The following is an 18,568-nucleotide window of genomic DNA, read 5'->3' as shown; positions in this document are numbered from 1 at the left end:
AGACCGGCGGGGTCCGTCGGGCCGGCTGCGTCGCTCGGCCGGGCCGCCTGGTCAGGGCGCCGACCATGGTGGCAGACGGGACGCCCCAGTCGTCGCCACACCGGGCGCGCAACGGGCCCGCGGAACCGGGAAAACGCCCTCCTAGCAGGCCCGTCACCAGCCGCGTGGGGTTCCTCACAGGCACATCCACACGTTGCCCGCCCATCAGGGCGCCCGCCTACAGATTGATGGCGCGCATCCCCGCCTCGTCGTACCGCTCGCCCGCCGGCTCGGGCAGCTCGGCGTCGATCCGGGCCAGGTCCCGCGCGGTCAGCTCGACAGCGGTCGCGGCGACGTTCTGCTCCAGGTAGGTGCGGCGCTTGGTGCCCGGGATCGGCACCAGGTCCTCGCCCTGGGCCAGCACCCAGGCGATGGCCAGCTGGGCCGGGGTCACGCCCTTCTCGGCGGCGATCTCCTTGACCTTCTCCGCGAGCCGCAGGTTCGCCGCCAGATTGGCGTCCGTGAAGCGCGGGCTCGTACGGCGGTAGTCGTTCTGGTCCAGCTCCTCGGGCGAGGCGAAGCGGCCCGCGAGGAAGCCCCGGCCGAGCGGCGAATACGGCACGAAACCGATGCCCAGTTCCCGGCACGCGGGCAGCACCTCGGCCTCCACGTCCCGCGACCACAGCGAGTACTCGCTCTGCACGGCGGTGACCGGGTGCACGGCGTGGGCGCGCCGGATGGTCTCCGCGCTCGCCTCGCTCAGCCCGATGTACCGCACCTTGCCCTCGGCGACCAGCTCGCCGAGCGCGCCGGCCGTCTCCTCGATGGGCACGTTCGGGTCGACGCGGTGCTGGTAGTACAGGTCGATGTGGTCGGTGCCCAGGCGGCGCAACGAGCCCTCCACCGAGCTGCGGACATGCTCGGCCGAGCCGTCCTGCGCGCCGATGGTGCTCATGTCGCCGGGCACGGCGCCGTCCATCCGGTAGCTGAACTTCGTGGCGATCACATACTCGTCCCGGCGTCCCTTGACCGCCTCGCCGACCAGCGACTCGTTGGTGAGCGGGCCGTACAGCTGCGCGGTGTCCAGGAAGTCGATCCCGAGGTCCAGGGCCCGCCGGATGGTCGCGATCCCCTCCGCGCGGTCGGCGGAGCCGTAGAAGACGGACATCCCCATGCATCCGAGCCCGACGGCCGACACCTGAAGATCCCGCAGACTGCGCTTGCGCATGGGAGTCCCTTTCGTACGGTGGGTTGTCATCTCACCGGCGACGCTACGAGCTGAAGCGCACTCGAAGTCAAGACGGACCCGGCATGCGGGTGGCGGGGGGCACGGCTCGCGGGTCAGCTCCCGGGGAAGTCGGGCAGCCGGTCCCTGATCTCCAGCGCCTGCTGCCTGATCCGCTCCGCCTGGTCTTCGAGTTCCCGTGCCTGGTCGGCCAGCTCCTGGGTGATGGGCTCACCGGCGCCGTTGGCGACGGAGGGGAGCAAACCGGGGGACCGGGCGAGGCCGACGGGCTCCCCGGGGCCGAGGAGTCCGCCGAGGAGGCCGCTGGAACCGTCGGGTCCGAGGAGGCCGCTGAGGAGACTGGCGACGTCGCTACCGGGAGGAGTACTCATGTGTCTCTCCGATGTCTCGCTGCCGTGCCGCCGTTCGGCGCGGCTTCTACTTGCCCCATGCGCCGTCCGGGCGAACGACATGCGTACGGCTGCCGGAATTCACTCCAGAGGTTGACCTTCGGAGAGTCGCCCTTCCCGAGTGACCGAGCCCGTCTCCGCGATCCGGCGGTCCTGGCCGTGCGCAACCGTGTCAAGCGGTGACCGCGCGCACGGCAGGGCCCCGGTGCCGTTCGGGACGGTTCCGGGGCCCTGCCGGTGTGCTTCACGCGGTGTCGGTCGTCACTCGCGCGCCCCGCACGGGGCGCAGCAGGACGGGGCCGGTTCGACGCAGATGGTGACGGAGTCGGTGTTGTCGGAGGTGTCCGGCTCGGTCTCGTTGCCGGTCACGGTGGCGGTGTTGGTGAGCGGTCCCGCCTCCGTGGCCTTGGCGCGCAGGACGAGGGTCGCGGTGGCGCCGTCGGGTACCTCGCCGACCGCCCATTCGCCGGTCGCCGGGTCGTACGTTCCGGACGCGCTGTCGGCGGACAGGAAGGCGAGGCCGTAGGGGAGTTCGTCGGTGACGACGACGCCGGTGGCCTGGTTCGGGCCGGAGTTGCGGACGGTGATGCGGTACGTCACGGTCTGGCCGACGGTCACCGTGGTCGCGTCGGCCGCCTTCGTCACGTTCAGGTCGGCCGCCGGAAGGACCTCGGTGATCTCCTCATTGGATGTGGCGGTCAGCGGCTCCGGGGTGTCGCCCAGCCGGTTCTCGTAGGCGGCGGTGGCGGCGTTGCTGATCCGCGTGCCGCCGGCGGACCGGTCGATGACCACCCGGTACTCCACCGTGGTGCCCGCCGGGAGCGTCTCGGTATTGGGCAGGCTGCCGCCCTGCCCGGCGGACGCGCCGGTGCCCAGGTGGAAGACGACCCTGTTCGTCTCCTCGTCGAAGTACGCCTCGTCATCACCCTGTTCGTCGGTCTTGGGGCCCGCGTTCGGGCCGTCGACGATGCGCAGGGACCCGGGGACGTACGTCGTGCCCTCCGGGATGTCGTCGCTCAGCACCAGGTTCTCCGCCGCGCCGCCGCCCTCGTTCTTCGCGGTGACGCGGTAGGTGATGACGTCACCCACCTCCAACGGCCCTGCCGGGATGGCGGACTTGGTCAGCTCCACGAACGGAGCGGTGCCGAAGAAGATGCCGTCGAGGAAGTTGCCGACGCTGCGGTTGCCGCCGGCCGCGGAGACGGACCGGAACGAGAAGCGCGTCGTGGTCTGTCCCGCCGGGACGGTGTAGGTGCCGGTGTAGTGACCCCAGGCGGTGGTGCCGTCGGTGAAGCGTTGCTGTTCCACCGGTGAGCCCGGCGCGCCGATGTCCAGGGCCATGGTGTCCTGCCCCAGCCGGCCACGGTGGTAGAGCCGCCAGTAGAGGGTGGACCCGGGCGTGGTCGGCAGGTCCTGGTAGAGCGTGGAGACCTCGTTGGCGTTCAGCTCGGCGAACTGGGAACCGTCGGCCGACGGCACGCCGTTGAAGCCCGACCGCCAGATCTCGATCATGTGGTCGGACGCGGTGGTGAGCCAGCCCGGGACCCGTGTGGGTGCCTGGGTCTGCGAGGCGTCCGGCAGGATCGCCATATCGGCGACGGGAGGCTGCTCGAAGCTGCCGTTGACGAGCACGACCCGGAGCGGAGCGGTGGGAGGTGTGGTCATGGGTCTTCCCCTTGCGTCGGCGTTGCTGGAGTGCGTCCCGACCGGCCGCGTACGCGCCGGCGGCGACGCCCGAATGCCCAGTCAGGGCAGCGCATCCGCGTGACCTCGGGAAGAGACGGCCGAACGGCTCTCGCCAACCTGGTGCAGTGGGTTTCAACCGCCGTCCATCGACGCCGCTTTCACCCGGACACCCGTCGCCGCCGGGACCGTGCCACTTCAGCCACCCACGTATACGTGACACCAAACGCCAGCTCAGCCGTGGCCGAAAACGCCCGCACACCTCCATGCCGCTCACCCTTTCCCAGGATGAATCGGGGGGCGTGAAGTTGACGCCCTCGGCGCACGGCACCACTGCCGTGCGCCGAGGGCGCTGAGCCGGTGCGCTAGGGGTTGAGTCGTACAGGCAGTTCGAAGAGGTCGTTCTGGGTGACCACCGGCTTGTTGCGCAGCTCGCTCGCCGGCACCGCCAGGTCCAGGCCCGGGAACCGGGCGTAGAGCGCGGGCAGGGCGATGCCCGCCTCCAGCCGGGACAGCGCGGCGCCGGGGCAGACGTGCGGGCCGTGACCGAAGGAGATGTGCCGGTTGCGCGTCTCACGGGTGATGTCGAAGCTGCCCGCGGTCGGGCCGTGCGCGTTCTCGTCGCGCCCGATCGCGCCGTACGACACGATCAGCGCGTCCCCGGCCGGGATCACCTGGTCGCCGACCGGCACGTCCTCGGTCGCGAACCGGATCAGGACGTGCGAGGTCGGCGTGGAGTAGCGCAGCGTCTCCTCGATCACCGCCGACCAGTCGGCCCGCCCGGACAGCACCAGGGCGCGCTGCTCGGGGTGGGTGGAGAGGTTGACGACGGCGTTGACGATCAGCGAGATCGTCGTCTCGTGGCCCGCCGCCACCATCAGCTGGAGCGTGGAGACGATCTCCTCGTCCGTGAGCCGGTCGCCGTCCTCCGCCGCGAGGATCAGCGCGCTGGTCAGATCGTCGCCCGGTTCGGCCCGCTTCGCCGCCACCGTCTCGGCCATGATCCCCGCCAGCTCGGCGAGGGTCGCGCCGACCTCCTCCGGCGGGGTCTGGGTGGAGAAGAACTTCTCGAACAGCACCTTCAGCCGGGGCAGCCGCGCCTCCTCGATCCCCATCAGGTCGGCGATCACGTACATGGGCAGCGGATAGGCGAAGGCCGACTTCAGGTCGACGGCCCGGCCGTCCGCGGGCAGCGCGTCCAGCAGGTCCTGGGTGAGCTTCGCTATCCGCTCCCGCATCCGCTCCACCCGGCGCGGGGTGAGCGCCTGCGCGACCAGCGTGCGCAGCCGGCGGTGTTCGGCGCCGTCGGCTGTGAGCATGGAGCGGCCCGGATTCGCCAGGCCGATCAGCGGCCAGTCCGCGGGGATCTCACCGCGCTGCCAGGCCCCCCACACCTCGATGTCCTTCACCAGCCGCGGATCGGTGAGCAGCGCCTTGGCCTCGGCATGACGGGTGACGGCCCATACCGGGACACCGCCGGGGAGTTCGACCGCGGCGAGCGGACCGGCCGCGCGCAGGGCCGCGCTCTCGGCGTCCAGATCGGTGACGAAGGGATCCAGGGCGATACGGGGTGCAGCGGTACCGGTCGTCATCTGACGTGCCTCCCAGGGCAGGGTCGTTAGTGCGCGGGTACGGCGCCGGTCCGGGGAGGACACCCCCCGGACCCCCGGCCGCACGACGCACCGGCCGGGGCGACGCGGGATCAGCGGGCTGGGACGGGGCTGAACCGGACGGGCAGTCTGGACAGCCCTCTCAGCCAGGGCGAGGGCCGCCGGGTGAGGGAGTCGGCGGGCACCGCCAGGTCGATGTCCGGCAGCCGGTCCAGCACCACCTCGATGCCGGTCCGCGCGATCACCTCGGCGACCTCCTGCGCGGGGAACGGGCAGCGGTGCTCGCCGTGGCCGAAGGAGAAGTGCGCGTTGTTGCCGCCGGTCAGCTCCGAGGCGTCGGTGCGCACCTGCGGATCGGAGTTGGCGCCCTGCAGACCGAGCAGCAGCAGGTCGCCGGCCCGGACGGCCCGGCCGCCGAGGCGGGTGTCGCGGGCGGCCCAGCGGCCCGCCACGTTCTGCGTGGGCGTGTCCTCCCACAGCACCTCGTTCATCGCCTCGGCGACGCTGTTGCGCCCGCCGAACAGGGAGGCGGCGAACCGGTCGTCGGTCAGCATCAGCCGGAGCGAGTTGCCGATCCAGTCCGCGGTCGGCTGGTGCCCGGCCGCCATCATCACCATCAGGTCCTGGACGATCTCCTCGTCGCTGAACCCGCTGTCGTCGGCGAGCATCCGGGAGACCACGTCGTCCGCGGGCTCCTTCCTCCGCTCCGCGACCAGCCGGGCCATGGAACCGGCCAGATGCGCCTGCCCGGCCAGCGCCCGCTCCCGGCCGTCGATCATGTCGTTCAGGGCGGTGACCAGCCCGGGGCCGTCCTCGTCGGAGAACCCGTACAGCCGGGCCAGGACCCGCACCGGCAGCAGCATGGCGTACTGCGCGATCAGATCGGCCTCGCCCGCGGCGCACAGCGCGTCGATCAGCTCGTCCGCGAACCGCTCGGCGTGCCCGCGCATCTCGAACGGGTCCACCGCCTCCAGCGCGTTGCTCACCATCGCCGCGCGCTGCCGGTGCCGTTCGCCGACGGTGTAGAGGATCGACGGCTGCTTGCGCCCGATCATCGGCAGCAGCGGCCAGTCCGCGGGGATGTTCTCCCACTGGTTCCACAGGTCCGAGTCCCGGCTGAACAGCACGGGATCGCCGGTGACCTGGTGCAGTTCCCGGTAGCCGAGCACCAGCCAGGCCGGGATGTCACCGTCGAGCAGCACCGGCACCACGGAGCCGTGGTCGCGCCGCATCTCCCGGTACAGGCGCGCGGGTTCGGTCTGGAACCGGGGTCCGCTGAGCGGGACGGCGTCGGGGGTGGTCACACGAACTCCTGTCGGGGCTGGCCCGCCCGCGCGGACGGGTCGGCGTACCGGTTCTTCACATGCTGCACCAGGGTGATCAGCACCTGCTTGCCCGACTCCCGGGAGCGGGCGTCGCAGTCGACCAGCGGCACATGCGGATCCAGGTCGAGGGCCTCGCGGACGTCCGCCCCGGCCCGCACCGGACCGCCGAAGTCGTTGCAGGCCACGATGAACGGCGTGCCGTGGTGCTCCAGCCGGTCGATGGCGTACCAGGAGTCGTCGATCCGCCGGGTGTCGACCAGGACGACCGCGCCGAGCGTGCCGGTGAACAGCCGGTCCCACAGGAACCAGAACCGCTCCTGGCCCGGCGCGCCGAACAGGTACAGCACATTGCGCGCGTCCAGGGTGATCCGGCCGAAGTCGAAGGCCACCGTGGTCGCGGACTTGCCGCGCACCTGCGCGATGTCGTCGATCGCCTCGCCGGCCTGGGTCATCGTCTCCTCGGTGTTGAGGGGACGGATCTCGCTGACCGAGCGGACCAGCGTGGTCTTGCCGACGCCGAAGCCGCCCACGACCACGATCTTGAAGCCTTGGTCGGCGGAGGCACCCAACGGGGCGCTCCCCCGCTCTCGGCTCCGCTCGAGCGGGGGGACCCCCATGTCAGAGGTTGCGAAGTCCAACGAGCACCTGCTCCAGGATGTCGGGATCGGTGATGGCCGGCCGGCGCGGGTGCCGGGCGCTGACCCGGCCCGCCGCCAGCAGATCGGAGAGCAGGACCTTGGTGATGCCCACGGGCAGCCGCAGCTCGGCCGCGATCTCCACCACCGAGGTGGGGGACTGGGCCAGCTTCAGGATCGCCACGTGCTCCGACTGCATGCCGGCCGTCGGCTCCGACTCGGCGACCACGAGGGTGACCAGGTCGAAGGGGTTGTCGGGGTCGGACCGGCTGCGTCCCTGGGTGAGGGTGTACAGCCGGTCGGGAGCGTCGTCGCGGCCCGGGCGGTGCCTGCCGGGTCCGCTCATGACGTACGGGGCAGAGCGGTCAGGTACGTGCCGAGCTGCTCCACCAGCTCGCTCATGTTGTGCCCGACGACACCGGCGTCCGCGTCCTCGGTGGTGATCACCGCCAGATGGGCACCGGAGCCCGCCTCCACGATGAACAGCACACCGCCGTAGAACTCGGTCATCGCCGAGCGCACCCCGCCGCTGCCGTCGCCGAACTCCACGGACGCGCCGTGCGACAGCGACTGGATGCCGGCGGCGATCGCCGCCAGCTGGTCGGCCTGGTCGACGCTCAGCTCCGGCGTCCGGCACAGCTTCAGCCCGTCCCGGGACAGCACGAGCGCGTGCCGGGCACCCGGGGTCCTCTCCAGCAGGCCCTCCAGGAGCCAGGTGAGCTTGTCGTCGGCGGTGGTCGGGCCGGTCATGAAGTGGTGTCGCCTTCCGGGTGCGTGTGCGAGTGGGGGTGCGTGTCGGTGGGGTCGTCCGGCGCCGGTGCGTGAGGCGCGTCGGGCGTGCGGGAGGCCGGGGGTGTCTCCTCCGGCGGGCCGGCCGCGGGCGCCGGGCTCGGCGCTGCCGACGGGCGGACGGCCTGGCGGAAGCTGCTGAAGCGGGCGGCGCGGGCCTTGCCCTCGTCCGCCGTCGGCGTACTGCGCGGTCCGCCGCCGGACGCGGAGCGGCCGCGCTCGGCCTCGGCGAGCGTCCGGCCCCGGCGCCGCTTGGGCAGCCCGGCCGGGCCCGGCTCCGGCGGCGCGGCCGGCTCGTGGATGGGGGCGGCCTCCAGCGCGGGCGGCGCCGGTACGGGCGGCACGCTCTGCGCGGGGGTCACGCTCTGCGCGGGCGGGGCCGCGGCGGGCGGCTCGGCCGGGGCGGAGCCGGTCAGGATGGCCTGCGGGATGAGCATCAGTACGCCCGTGCCGCCGCGCGCGGAGGGCCGGAACGACACCTTGAGCCCGTGCTTGCGGGAGAGGCGGCCGACCACGGCGAGCCCGAGCCGGGTGCCGGTCAGACCGCCCAGCCCGGAGACGTCCCCGGCGACGGCCCGCTCGGCGCGGCGCAGCTGCACATCGCCCATCACCAGCCCGCTGTCCTCCACCGACACGATGACCCCGGCCGGCACCTCCTCCACGTACACGTGGACCTCGGCCGTGGGCGGCGAGAAGTTCGCGGCGTTGTCGAGGAGTTCGGCGAGGGCGTGCATCACGCCCTCGGCGGCGTGCCCGGCGACGGCGGCCTCGCTCGTCGAGTGCACCCGCACCCGCCGGTACCCGGCGATCCGGCCCATCGCACCGCGCAGGATCGACTCCATGCTGATCGGCCGCGCCCACCGGCGCCCCGAACGCGCCCCGGTGAGCACGGCGATGGAGTCCGCGAGCCGGCCGGCCTGGGCGGTGCGGTGGTCGAGGTGGAGCAGATCGTGCAGCACGTCCTCGTCGGTGTGCCGCTCCTCCATCGCCCGCAGGTCGGCGAGCGTGGCGGTGGCCAGGGCCTGCATCCGGGCGGCGGTGTTGGAGGTCGCGGAGATCGCGGCCGCCCGCTCGCGCCGGGCCTGCTCCAGCTCGTCCGCCAGCCGGGCCGTCTCCTGCCGGAGCCGGTCCAGCTCACGGGCGCCCTCGGCGACCAGGCGGTCCCGTTCGGCGGTGAACGAGTCCGTCAGCTCCGCGCGCTGCCGGGCCAGTTCGTCCACGAGCCGCTGCCGCTCCTGGTGTGCCTCTTCGGTCGTACGGGCCTGCTGCTGGAGCAGCCGTCCGACGTCCTGGGTGACGCCCTCCAGTCGCTGCCGGGTGTCGCGCGCGGTGCGCCGCGCGTGCGCGGCCGTGGCCACCGCCACGCTGAGGACGACCGCCGCCACGGCCCCGCCGCCGGCGAGCGGGGTGCGTGCCGCGCCCGGTGCCACCGCCACGGCCGCGCAGACCGCGAGCGCCGACAGCACACCGGTGACGGCGAGGGCGGAGACGAACGTACGGAGGGAGGGTCGGTCGCCGGGGTGCGTGGGCGCGGTCATCGGTCCGGTCTGGTCCTCGTGCGACTAGGAGACATGGCACAGGTGGTGAATTCGCGGTCACTATACGAGAGTTCGTGATCAGAAAAGAACAGAACCCCTGGGATCCGGGTTTCCGGCGGTCATCCGGGCCGAGATGCCGGTAATGGGGGACGGATCAATGGGGGCGAAGGTTGCCTCTCGGTACCTGATTCACAAGGTGGTACTTGCCACCCCTTAAGGATCTTGACGGCCCTGTCCCGGATCGCTGGACTGTCACCAGTGATCGATGAAGGACCCACCCGGCGGCCCCGCACCACGTTCGCCCGGCTCGTCCGGTGCGCCGGGCGCACGCTGGGCACCGAGTGGCACGGCATCGTCGTCGACCCGGTACGGCGGCTCGCGCGGCGCGGACTGTCCGGGCTGCTGCTCGCGTTCGTCGCCGCGTCCGGTGTCGTCCTCTTCCACGACATCGCCCAGTACCCCGCCGGAGCGGTGTGGGTACGACGGCTCGGCGGCGTCCAGGCCGACCTGCCGCTGTGGCTGTCCCTGCTGCGCACCCCCGTGTCCCTGTACGTCCCGGCGCTCGACCTGCCGGTGTGGGCGGGCATCACCCAGCTGTTCCTCGCCTTCGCCCTCGCCGAACTGACCCTGGGCCGGGCCCGGACCCTGTTCATCGCCTACACCACCACCCTGGCCGGCACCCTCACCGCCCGGCTGATGATCGCCCTGGGTCCCGGCTGGTGGGGCCTCGGGCTGCCGCCCGAGGCCGGGCAGGTGCTCGACACCGGCCCCTCCGCGGCCGTGGTGGGCCTGTTCACCTATCTCGCGGTGGTCCGGCGCGCCCCCGTGGTGTTCACACTGACCGGCGGCTCGATGGTGTGGGAGTCCGTCGCCGCACCCAACCTGGCGGGCCGCGAACACCTGATCGCCGTGGCCGCGGCCGTCGTCCTCGGGTTCCTGCACGGCCGGGGCGAGCGGCTGCGCACGGCCGTACGCTCCCGGCTCGGGCGCCGGTCCGGTCCGGCCGGACCGCCGCTTTCGGACACCGGCGGCCCCGGCGCGCCCTTGTGGCCCCGGCCACCCCGCCGGTGTGATGGTTTTCGCACCTCGACCCGTACAGGCAGCCCCTAGGGTTTCCGGCGAGTGGCGGCAGGGCGGGCCGAGGCCAGGGTGTTCGTCGCCGACAGGCAGCTGAAGGGAATCCAGGATGTTCCGCAAGGTGCTGGTCGCCAACCGTGGAGAGATCGCGATCCGCGCGTTCCGGGCGGGCTACGAACTCGGCGCGCGTACCGTCGCCGTCTTCCCGCACGAGGACCGCAACTCGCTGCACCGACTCAAGGCCGACGAGGCGTACGAGATCGGGGAGCCGGGGCATCCGGTGCGGGCCTACCTCTCCGTCGAGGAGATCGTGGCCGCCGCCCGCCGGGCGGGCGCCGACGCCGTCTACCCGGGCTACGGCTTCCTGTCCGAGAACCCCGAACTCGCCCGCGCCTGCGCGGAGGCGGGCATCACCTTCGTCGGGCCCGGCGCGGACATCCTGGAGCTGACCGGCAACAAGGCGCGCGCGGTCGCCGCCGCCCGCGCCGCCGGCGTGCCGGTCCTCGGCTCCTGCCCGCCCTCCACCGACGTGGACGAACTGGTGCGCGCCGCCGAGGACATCGGCTTCCCCGTCTTCGTCAAGGCGGTCGCGGGCGGCGGCGGGCGCGGCATGCGCCGCGTCGAGGACCCGGACCGGCTGCGCGAGTCCATCGAGGCCGCCTCCCGCGAGGCCGCCTCCGCCTTCGGCGACCCGACGGTCTTCCTGGAGAAGGCCGTCGTAGAGCCCCGCCACATCGAGGTGCAGATCCTCGCCGACGGCGAGGGCGACGTCATCCACCTCTTCGAACGCGACTGCTCGGTCCAGCGCCGCCACCAGAAGGTCATCGAGCTGGCCCCCGCGCCCGACCTGGACCCGGATCTGCGCGACCGGATCTGCGCCGACGCCGTCCGCTTCGCCCGCGAGATCGGCTACCGCAACGCCGGCACGGTGGAGTTCCTGCTCGACCGCGACGGCAACCACGTCTTCATCGAGATGAACCCGCGCATCCAGGTCGAGCACACCGTGACCGAGGAGGTCACCGACGTCGACCTGGTCCAGGCCCAGCTGCGCATCGCCGCCGGCGAGACCCTCGCCGACCTGGGGCTCTCCCAGGACACCGTCACCCTGCGCGGCGCCGCCCTGCAGTGCCGGATCACCACTGAGGACCCCGCCAACGGCTTCCGCCCGGACACCGGCCGGATCAGCGCCTACCGCTCCCCGGGCGGCTCCGGCATCCGGCTCGACGGCGGCACCACCCACGCCGGTACGGAGATCAGCGCGCACTTCGACTCGATGCTGGTCAAACTCACCTGCCGGGGCCGCGACTTCCAGGCCGCCATCGGCCGGGCCCGGCGCGCGGTCGCCGAGTTCCGCATCCGCGGCGTGGCCACCAACATCCCCTTCCTCCAGGCGGTCCTGGACGACCCCGACTTCCAGGCGGGCCGGGTCACCACCTCCTTCATCGAGCGGCGCCCGCACCTGCTGACCGCCCGGCACTCCGCCGACCGCGGCACCAAGCTGCTCACCTACCTCGCCGACGTCACCGTCAACAAGCCGCACGGCGAACGGCCCGAGCTGCCCGACCCGCTCACCAAGCTGCCGCCGCTGCCCGCCGGCGAGCCGCCCGCCGGCTCCCGGCAGCTCCTCGTGGACCTCGGCCCCGAGGGCTTCGCCCGGCACCTGCGCGAGTCGCCGGCCCTCGGCGTCACGGACACCACCTTTCGCGACGCCCACCAGTCCCTGCTGGCCACCCGGGTCCGCACCAAGGACCTCCTCGCCGTCGCCCCGGTCGTCGCCCGCACCCTGCCCGGGCTGCTCTCCCTGGAGTGCTGGGGCGGCGCCACCTACGACGTGGCGCTGCGCTTCCTCGCCGAGGACCCCTGGGAGCGGCTGGCCGCCCTGCGCGAGGCCGTCCCCAACATCTGCCTCCAGATGCTGCTGCGCGGCCGCAACACCGTCGGCTACACGCCGTACCCGACCGAGGTCACCGACGCCTTCGTGCAGGAGGCCGCTGCCACCGGCATCGACATCTTCCGCATCTTCGACGCCCTCAACGACGTCGGCCAGATGCGCCCCGCCATCGACGCCGTACGGGAGACGGGCACCGCGATCGCCGAGGTGGCCCTCTGCTACACCGGCGACCTCAACGACCCGGCGGAGCGGCTCTACACCCTGGACTACTACCTGCGCCTGGCCGAACGGATCGTCGAGGCCGGCGCCCACGTCCTCGCGGTCAAGGACATGGCGGGCCTGCTGCGCGCCCCGGCCGCCGCCAAGCTGGTCTCCGCGCTGCGCCGCGAGTTCGGCCTGCCCGTGCACCTGCACACCCACGACACCGCGGGCGGCCAGCTCGCCACCTACCTCGCCGCGGTCCAGGCGGGCGCGGACGCGGTCGACGGCGCGGTGGCCTCCATGGCCGGGACCACCTCCCAGCCGTCGCTGTCCGCGATCGTCGCCGCCACCGACCACTCCGAGCGGCCCACCGGCCTCGACCTCCAGGCGGTCGGCGACCTGGAGCCGTACTGGGAGGGCGTCCGCCGGATCTACGCCCCGTTCGAGGCGGGCCTCGCCTCGCCGACCGGCCGGGTCTACCACCACGAGATCCCCGGCGGCCAGCTGTCCAACCTGCGCACCCAGGCCGTCGCCCTCGGCCTCGGGGACCGCTTCGAGGACATCGAGGCGATGTACGCCGCCGCCGACCGCATCCTCGGCCGCCTGGTCAAGGTCACCCCGTCCTCCAAGGTGGTCGGCGACCTCGCCCTGCACCTGGTGGGCGCCGGGGTCGCCCCGGAGGCATTCGAGGCGGACCCCGGCACGTACGACATCCCGGACTCGGTGATCGGCTTCCTGCGCGGCGAGCTGGGCACCCCGCCCGGCGGCTGGCCGGAGCCGTTCCGCACCAAGGCGCTCCAGGGCCGTGCCGCGCCCAAGCCCGCGCCCGAACTGTCCGCCGAGGACCGCGAGGGGCTGGCCAAGGACCGCAGGCCGACCCTCAACCGGCTGCTGTTCCCCGGCCCGGCCCGCGCGTTCGAGACCCACCGCCAGTCCTTCGGCGACACCGGCGTCCTGGACAGCAAGGCGTTCTTCTACGGCCTGCGCCCGGGCAAGGAGTACGCCGTCGACCTGGAGCCCGGTGTCCGGCTGCTGATCGAGCTCCAGGCGATCGGCGAGGCCGACGAGCGCGGCATGCGCACCGTGATGTCCACGCTCAACGGCCAGCTGCGGCCCATCCAGGTCCGGGACCGGGCCGCCGCCTCCGACGTCCCGGTGACGGAGAAGGCCGACCGGAACAACCCGGGCCACGTCGCCGCGCCCTTCGCCGGTGTGGTGACCCTGGCCGTCGCCGAGGGCGACGCGGTCGAGGCCGGTGCCACGGTCGCCACCATCGAGGCGATGAAGATGGAGGCCGCGATCACCGCCCCGAGGGCGGGCCGGGTCTCCCGGCCGGCCATCAACCGCGTGCAGCAGGTGGAGGGCGGCGACCTGCTGGTGGAGATCGTCTGACCCGCCCGCGCCCGCGCGACCGGACCGCCGCCCGCCGCCACACCGGACCGCCCGCCAGGGCACCCGGCGGGCCGTCTGCCGCCCCCGCGTCCGCGCCGCAGGCCCGCCGTGGCCGGGTCCGTCCCGGCCGCGACGGCCGCGACGGCTGCGACGGCCGCGTCGGGCGCGACGGCCGCGTCGGGCGCGGGGCCCGCCCCGGCCCGCTACAGGCGGCCGAAGTGGTACCGCAGCCGGGCCAGCAGCAGGTTCGGGTCGCGCTCGGTCCGGTAGGCGGCGCCGGGCACGTACACCGTACGGCCGCGTACGGCGACGGCGGTCGGGCCGGCCAGCCCGTCCGCCGCGGTGAGGACCACGGTGTGGCCGCCGTCGCGCCGGACCAGCACCACCTGGTCGCCGCCGTTCAGCGCGGCCAGGACGGTGCGGCCGGCGCCGGGGAAGGCGAAGTCGTCGATGCCGCCGAGCCCGCGCGCCCGGGTCTCCGGCGCCCCGGCGGAGCCGTCCTCGCCCACCGGGATGCGCAGCAGCGTCCCCCGGTCGGTGTTCGACACCCACACGGAACCGCGGTGCACCTTGATGCCGTTGGCGCCGAAGCCCCCGGCGCGCGACGGCCGCAGCTCCGTCCGCCGCGCCCAGGCGGTGGCCGGTCCGCCCGCCGCGGGGACGCGCCAGACCGTGCCGCGCACCGAGTCGGCGGCGTAGAGCACGCCCCGGCGCCCGTCGAGGGCCAGGCCGTTGGGGAACCCGTCGGGCGGCAGCGCGGCGATCTGCACCGGGGCGCCGCCGGGGGAGATCCGCCAGACGCCGGTCGCCCGGGTACCGGTGGCGTAGTTGACGTACAGGGTGCCGTCGTGGGCGCGGACGATCCCGGTGACGGCGGCGCCGCCCACGAGTGGGGTGTGCGGGTCGGCGACCGCGGGCAGCTCGGCACGGGTGGTGCGGGTCCCGTCGGGGTCCACCCGGACCACCGTACGGGCGAAGGCGAAGGTGAGGTCGGCGGAGCCGTCCGGTTCCAGCGCGATGTTCTCGGGTCGCTGCCCGGCGGCCGGGTCGAAGCGGGCGACGACACGCGCGTCGCCGACGGGCGGCTCGGTCTCGGTGGCGGGCGCGGCGGCGACCAGGCCGAGTGCGAGCGCGGCCGTGGCGGCACCGGTCAGGCGGGGGCGTCGGGGCATGTGACCTCTTTTCGGTCGGCGCGCGGGGCGCCGGCGTGCGGGGCCACACCAACATGACGGTGGACGGGACGCCGCCCGCGGGAGCCGGGGCCGCGGGTTCGCCCGCGCGGACCACCCGGGCGCGCCGTACGAGGCACACCCGGGCGGCATCCGGCCGCGGCGGCCCGGGGAGGCGCGGGTGCGTCGCCCCCGGGCCGGCGGTCAGTCCCAGAGGGGGTAGGTCATGACCCGCTGGTAGCCCTCCGGGCGGTCGCCCGGGTAGGTGAGGCTGATCCGGGTGTAGTGCCGCTCGCCCGGGTGGTCCTTCCAGGGCTGCGCGCCGTCGAGCCGGACGGTCACCGGGTAGGTGTGGAAGGTGCCGGCCGCGCAGTACGGCTCGCAGTCGTTGACGACGTTCACGCCCACGGCGGTCGCCCCGCCCGGGCTCCACTCGGACCAGCGCAGCCCGGCGAGGCGGCTGTTCCCGTCGCCGCAGGCCAGGATGAAGTCGATGGGGCGTACGGTGCGCTGCCACAGGCAGTCGACCAGGACGGGCCGGTCCGCCCGGGAGCGGTGCGGCGGCGCGGAGTCCGGCGGACCGGCCGAGGCCGTCGTCATGGCAGCCGTCAGCAGGGCTCCCGCCGCCAGGGTGACCGTCGTTCCCGCCACTGATGCGCGCATCGCCGCTCCCGCCCGTCGTGCTTGGTCCGAACGCGTGACCCCGACGCTACGACCGTCCCGCCGTTCGCACCAGTCGCGCAGGTCGGACCGTATGCCGGGAATGTCCGGGAGGGCGGGACCCCGGAGCGGGGCCCGCCCTCCGGGGGGTGCGGGCACGTCACCCCCTGTCGGCCGGGTGTGTCACCGCGTGTCCGCCAGGCGCAGGGAGAAGCCGCGGTCGAGCGGCAGGCGGGCCGTGGTGACCGTCGTGACCCGGGTGGCGGGGTCGTAGGACCAGGCGGAGCGCGGGAGCGGGCGGCCGTCCAGCAGGACCCGCGCGGGCGCGGTGCCGCCGTGCACCGTGAACCGGTACGCCCGGGCGTCCACCTTGCCGGCGTAGTCGCCCCGGCTCGCGCCGACGCCCACGGTCGTGCCCCGGCCGTCGGCGCGCACCGACACCTGCTGCGTGGCCGCGGCGCCCCGGGCGAAGTCCCGGGTCACGCCGTCGTCCTCGTACAGCGTGTAGTGGCTGGTGCGGTGCGCGGCCGGGTACAGGTCCCAGTCCAGCTCGTGCCGGTCGCGGGTCTGCCAACTGGTCGTCCCCTTCGGCCACATGGGGACGATCGCGCCCTCGCGCACGAACAGCGGCAGGGTGTCCAGCGGGGCGTGGTAGCCGTCGAGCGTGACCGGCCCCCGGTAGGTGCGCCCGGTCCAGTAGTCGGTCCAGGTGCCCTTCGGCAGATAGATGCCGTCGCGGGTGTCGGAGTCCTCGTAGACCGGCGCGACCAGGAAGTCGGGGCCGGACAGGAACTCGTACTTCGCCCGCTCGCCCAGGGCGGCCGGGTCGTCGGGGTACTCCAGCCACAGCGGGCGCACCGCCCCCACGCCGGTCTTCGCCGCCTCGGCGGACAGCGTGTACATGTACGGCAGCAGCCGCTCCTTGAGCTGGAGGTAGGTGCGGTTGACCGAGGTGTACGGCTCGCCGTCCCGCCAGGGCTGCTGGTCGGCGGGCTTGCCGGTGGTGAGGTCGGTCGCCCAGCCGTCCATCGTCATGATGGCCGGCAGGAACGCCTTCCACTGCAGGTCGCGGGTGTACATCTCGGCGTCGTGGCGGTAGATGCTGCCGACGTCACCGGTGTTGTAGGCGATGCCCGACATCGTCGCGCCGGCGTAGGTGGGGATCTGCCAGCGGATGTAGTCCCAGGACAGCTTCTGGTCGCCGCTCCACAGCACCCCGCAGCGCTGGGCGCCCGCCCAGGACACCGGCAGCCAGACGAAGCCGCGGGCGTCGCTGTTGTCCTCGATGCCCTTCTTGGCGGCGTCACAGGCGTCCAGCGCGAACTTGTAGCCGTTGCCGACCCAGGCCACGTCCAGCTTGGCCACCCGCTGGCCGGCCTTCACCTGCTCGGCGAGCTTGTCGATGCCGTCCTCGGTCCACAGGCCGAGCTGGGCGTGGTGGTCCTGAAGGCCCTTGGCGGTCTGCTCCAGATTCTCGTACCCGCAGCCGTACCCGTCGTTGACCAGCATCCAGCCGAGCGGCATCCGGTGCTCGGTGTAGCCGTCGGCGATCTTCAGCGCGTCCAGGGTGTGCCGCTCGCCCCGGTTGGCGTTGTGCAGGTAGCAGTCGGAGTCGCCCGGTTCCAGGCCGTACACCGGCGGCATGAAGGGGCGGCCCACCAACGCCGTGTACTCGCCGATGACTTGCTTGGCGTCGCCGAGGAAGTAGTAGGCGTCGAACCGGCGTTCCTGCTGACCGGTCGTCACCGGCGAGCCGAAGGTGTACACGCCCGGGGCGAAGGTGTTGCGGAAGACGCCGTAGCCCGCGCTGGAGAGGTAGAACGGCTGGGAGTTGTTGTAGCCGCCCTCGTCCCAGTCGAAGCTGTTGGCCACGTGCATCGTCCGGTCGCGGTGCGAGAAGCTGCCGTTCTGCTCGCCGCCGCCGAAGAACTGCTCGTCCGCGCCGCGCGTGAGGCTCTGCCGCATCCCGCCGGTCGACCAGCGCAGCGGCTTGTCCTCCTGCCAGATCCGGGTGCGGTTGTCGGGCCGGTACAGCCCGAACCGCAGCGGCTTCTTGTACACGCGCAGCACGGCCCGGGGGGAGCGGATGCCGTAGTAGCCGCCCGCGTCGAAGGACGAGGTGCCGCGCTGGAGCGCGGGCCGTTCCCGCACGATGGCGGTGCCGGCCGGATCGCTCAGCGCGCCGGACGGGTCGGCCTGGAGCCGTAACCGACCGTCTTTCAGGAAGTCGGCGCGCGCCGTCAGCCGGCCGGCGGCGATGGTGTAGCTGCCGTCGCGGCCGGAGAAGGAGGTGAGGTCGCCGGCGTCCGTGGTCGCGGGCAGATAGGCGGTGCCGGTGAAGGAGTTGTCGTGCACGTCGTACGGCACCACGAGCACGTGGTACGTCCCCGACGCGCGCGGGATCACCGTGGCCTCGGGGTCGGCGGTGCCCGCGCCGGAGGCCACCTGCTTGCCGTGGTCGTCGTAGACGTACAGGTCGAAGTCGTCCGAGGGGCGCTCCCAGCTGATGGACAGCGGGACGCCGCCCTCGGGGTTGTCGTTCCAGTAGCCGTCCGGCACCGACACGGTGAGGTCGAAGCGGTGGCAGACCGTGCCGTCGGGGTCGGCGGCCTCGGTGGGGCACTTCTCGGGGCCGGTGCCCGTGCCCTTGGCGTAGACCGGGCTGCGCCAGCCGACCTGGGCGTGGGCGGGGTCCAGTACGGCGCCGGTGGCGGCGGGGGCGGCCTCGGCGGGTGCCGGGCCGGACAGCACGGTCGCGGCCAGGGCGGTCGCCAGTCCCAGCGGAACCCAGGCCGGCCATGGCACACGATGTCGGAGTCTTCGCACGGCGGAACAGCTCCCCTCGCACCTTCGCGGATTGACTGTCCTGAACTGGAGCTGCTCGGAAGCGCTTGAAACAAGCGTCAATCGAGCAACTTCACGCACGAAGCCTCGGGGTAGACGCAGGTACATGTCAATACCGGGGTGGATGCCGGGTGGCGCAG

At 73.3% G+C, this 18,568-nt stretch carries 14 protein-coding genes; 2 read left to right on the top strand and 12 right to left on the bottom strand.

The genetic code is table 11. From position 1 onward, the window contains the following. Positions 1 to 217: 217 nt before the first annotated feature. The 9 genes from ACSURM_RS03165 to ACSURM_RS03125 form a co-directional block, all read right to left on the bottom strand. Positions 218 to 1,207, bottom strand: coding sequence for an aldo/keto reductase (locus tag ACSURM_RS03165; protein WP_436953255.1), 990 nt, complete (start codon positions 1,205 to 1,207; stop codon positions 218 to 220). Between the two features lie 113 nt (positions 1,208 to 1,320). Beyond that, positions 1,321 to 1,596, bottom strand: a complete 276-nt coding sequence (locus tag ACSURM_RS03160; RefSeq protein ID WP_436953253.1) for a hypothetical protein — start codon at positions 1,594 to 1,596, stop codon at positions 1,321 to 1,323. Positions 1,597 to 1,875: 279 nt separating this feature from the next. Continuing rightward, positions 1,876 to 3,279, bottom strand: coding sequence for a DUF7507 domain-containing protein (locus ACSURM_RS03155; protein WP_436953252.1), 1,404 nt, complete (start codon positions 3,277 to 3,279; stop codon positions 1,876 to 1,878). Between the two features lie 383 nt (positions 3,280 to 3,662). Beyond that, complete coding sequence (locus tag ACSURM_RS03150; protein WP_436953250.1) at positions 3,663 to 4,889, bottom strand: cytochrome P450 family protein; 1,227 nt, start codon at positions 4,887 to 4,889, stop codon at positions 3,663 to 3,665. 110 nt (positions 4,890 to 4,999) lie between these two features. Beyond that, the gene (locus ACSURM_RS03145) at positions 5,000 to 6,211 is read right to left on the bottom strand and encodes a cytochrome P450 (protein ID WP_436953248.1); all 1,212 of its coding nucleotides are present in this window, start codon (positions 6,209 to 6,211) and stop codon (positions 5,000 to 5,002) included. Next, on the bottom strand, positions 6,208 to 6,870 hold the full coding sequence (locus tag ACSURM_RS03140; RefSeq protein ID WP_436953246.1) for a GTP-binding protein: 663 nt from the start codon (positions 6,868 to 6,870) through the stop codon (positions 6,208 to 6,210). Before ACSURM_RS03140 ends, ACSURM_RS03145 begins: the two co-directional genes overlap by 4 nt. After that, a complete protein-coding gene (locus tag ACSURM_RS03135; RefSeq protein WP_436953244.1) occupies positions 6,851 to 7,213 on the bottom strand; it encodes a DUF742 domain-containing protein in 363 nt (120 codons plus the stop codon). The genes ACSURM_RS03140 and ACSURM_RS03135 overlap by 20 nt, the downstream gene beginning before the upstream one ends. Further along, positions 7,210 to 7,617, bottom strand: a complete 408-nt coding sequence (locus ACSURM_RS03130) for a roadblock/LC7 domain-containing protein (protein WP_359043545.1) — start codon at positions 7,615 to 7,617, stop codon at positions 7,210 to 7,212. The genes ACSURM_RS03135 and ACSURM_RS03130 overlap by 4 nt, the downstream gene beginning before the upstream one ends. Further along, a complete protein-coding gene (locus ACSURM_RS03125; RefSeq protein ID WP_436953242.1) occupies positions 7,614 to 9,194 on the bottom strand; it encodes an ATP-binding protein in 1,581 nt (526 codons plus the stop codon). Before ACSURM_RS03125 ends, ACSURM_RS03130 begins: the two co-directional genes overlap by 4 nt. Before the next feature lie 258 nt (positions 9,195 to 9,452). Between ACSURM_RS03125 and ACSURM_RS03120 the strand changes: the two genes are divergently transcribed. Together ACSURM_RS03120 and ACSURM_RS03115 are read left to right on the top strand one after the other, a co-directional pair. Continuing rightward, positions 9,453 to 10,304 (top strand): hypothetical protein, encoded by an 852-nt coding sequence (locus ACSURM_RS03120; protein WP_436953240.1) that lies wholly within the window; start codon positions 9,453 to 9,455, stop codon positions 10,302 to 10,304. A 76-nt stretch (positions 10,305 to 10,380) separates the two neighbouring features. Next, positions 10,381 to 13,755, top strand: coding sequence for a pyruvate carboxylase (locus ACSURM_RS03115; protein ID WP_436953238.1), 3,375 nt, complete (start codon positions 10,381 to 10,383; stop codon positions 13,753 to 13,755). A 203-nt stretch (positions 13,756 to 13,958) separates the two neighbouring features. On the opposite strand, the gene ACSURM_RS03110 is transcribed toward ACSURM_RS03115, so the two are convergent. From ACSURM_RS03110 to ACSURM_RS03100, 3 genes are all read right to left on the bottom strand, one after another. Further along, positions 13,959 to 14,927 (bottom strand): hypothetical protein, encoded by a 969-nt coding sequence (locus ACSURM_RS03110; RefSeq protein ID WP_436953236.1) that lies wholly within the window; start codon positions 14,925 to 14,927, stop codon positions 13,959 to 13,961. A 201-nt stretch (positions 14,928 to 15,128) separates the two neighbouring features. Next, on the bottom strand, positions 15,129 to 15,587 hold the full coding sequence (locus ACSURM_RS03105) for a hypothetical protein (RefSeq protein WP_436953234.1): 459 nt from the start codon (positions 15,585 to 15,587) through the stop codon (positions 15,129 to 15,131). A 180-nt stretch (positions 15,588 to 15,767) separates the two neighbouring features. Beyond that, on the bottom strand, positions 15,768 to 17,939 hold the full coding sequence (locus ACSURM_RS03100; RefSeq protein ID WP_436960901.1) for a TIM-barrel domain-containing protein: 2,172 nt from the start codon (positions 17,937 to 17,939) through the stop codon (positions 15,768 to 15,770). Between the last annotated feature and the right edge of the window lie 629 nt (positions 17,940 to 18,568).

This window comes from Streptomyces sp. SudanB182_2057 (assembly GCF_964272715.1).
Lineage (GTDB): Bacteria > Actinomycetota > Actinomycetes > Streptomycetales > Streptomycetaceae > Streptomyces > Streptomyces rubradiris.
This window is presented reverse-complemented; position numbering and strand designations above follow the sequence as displayed.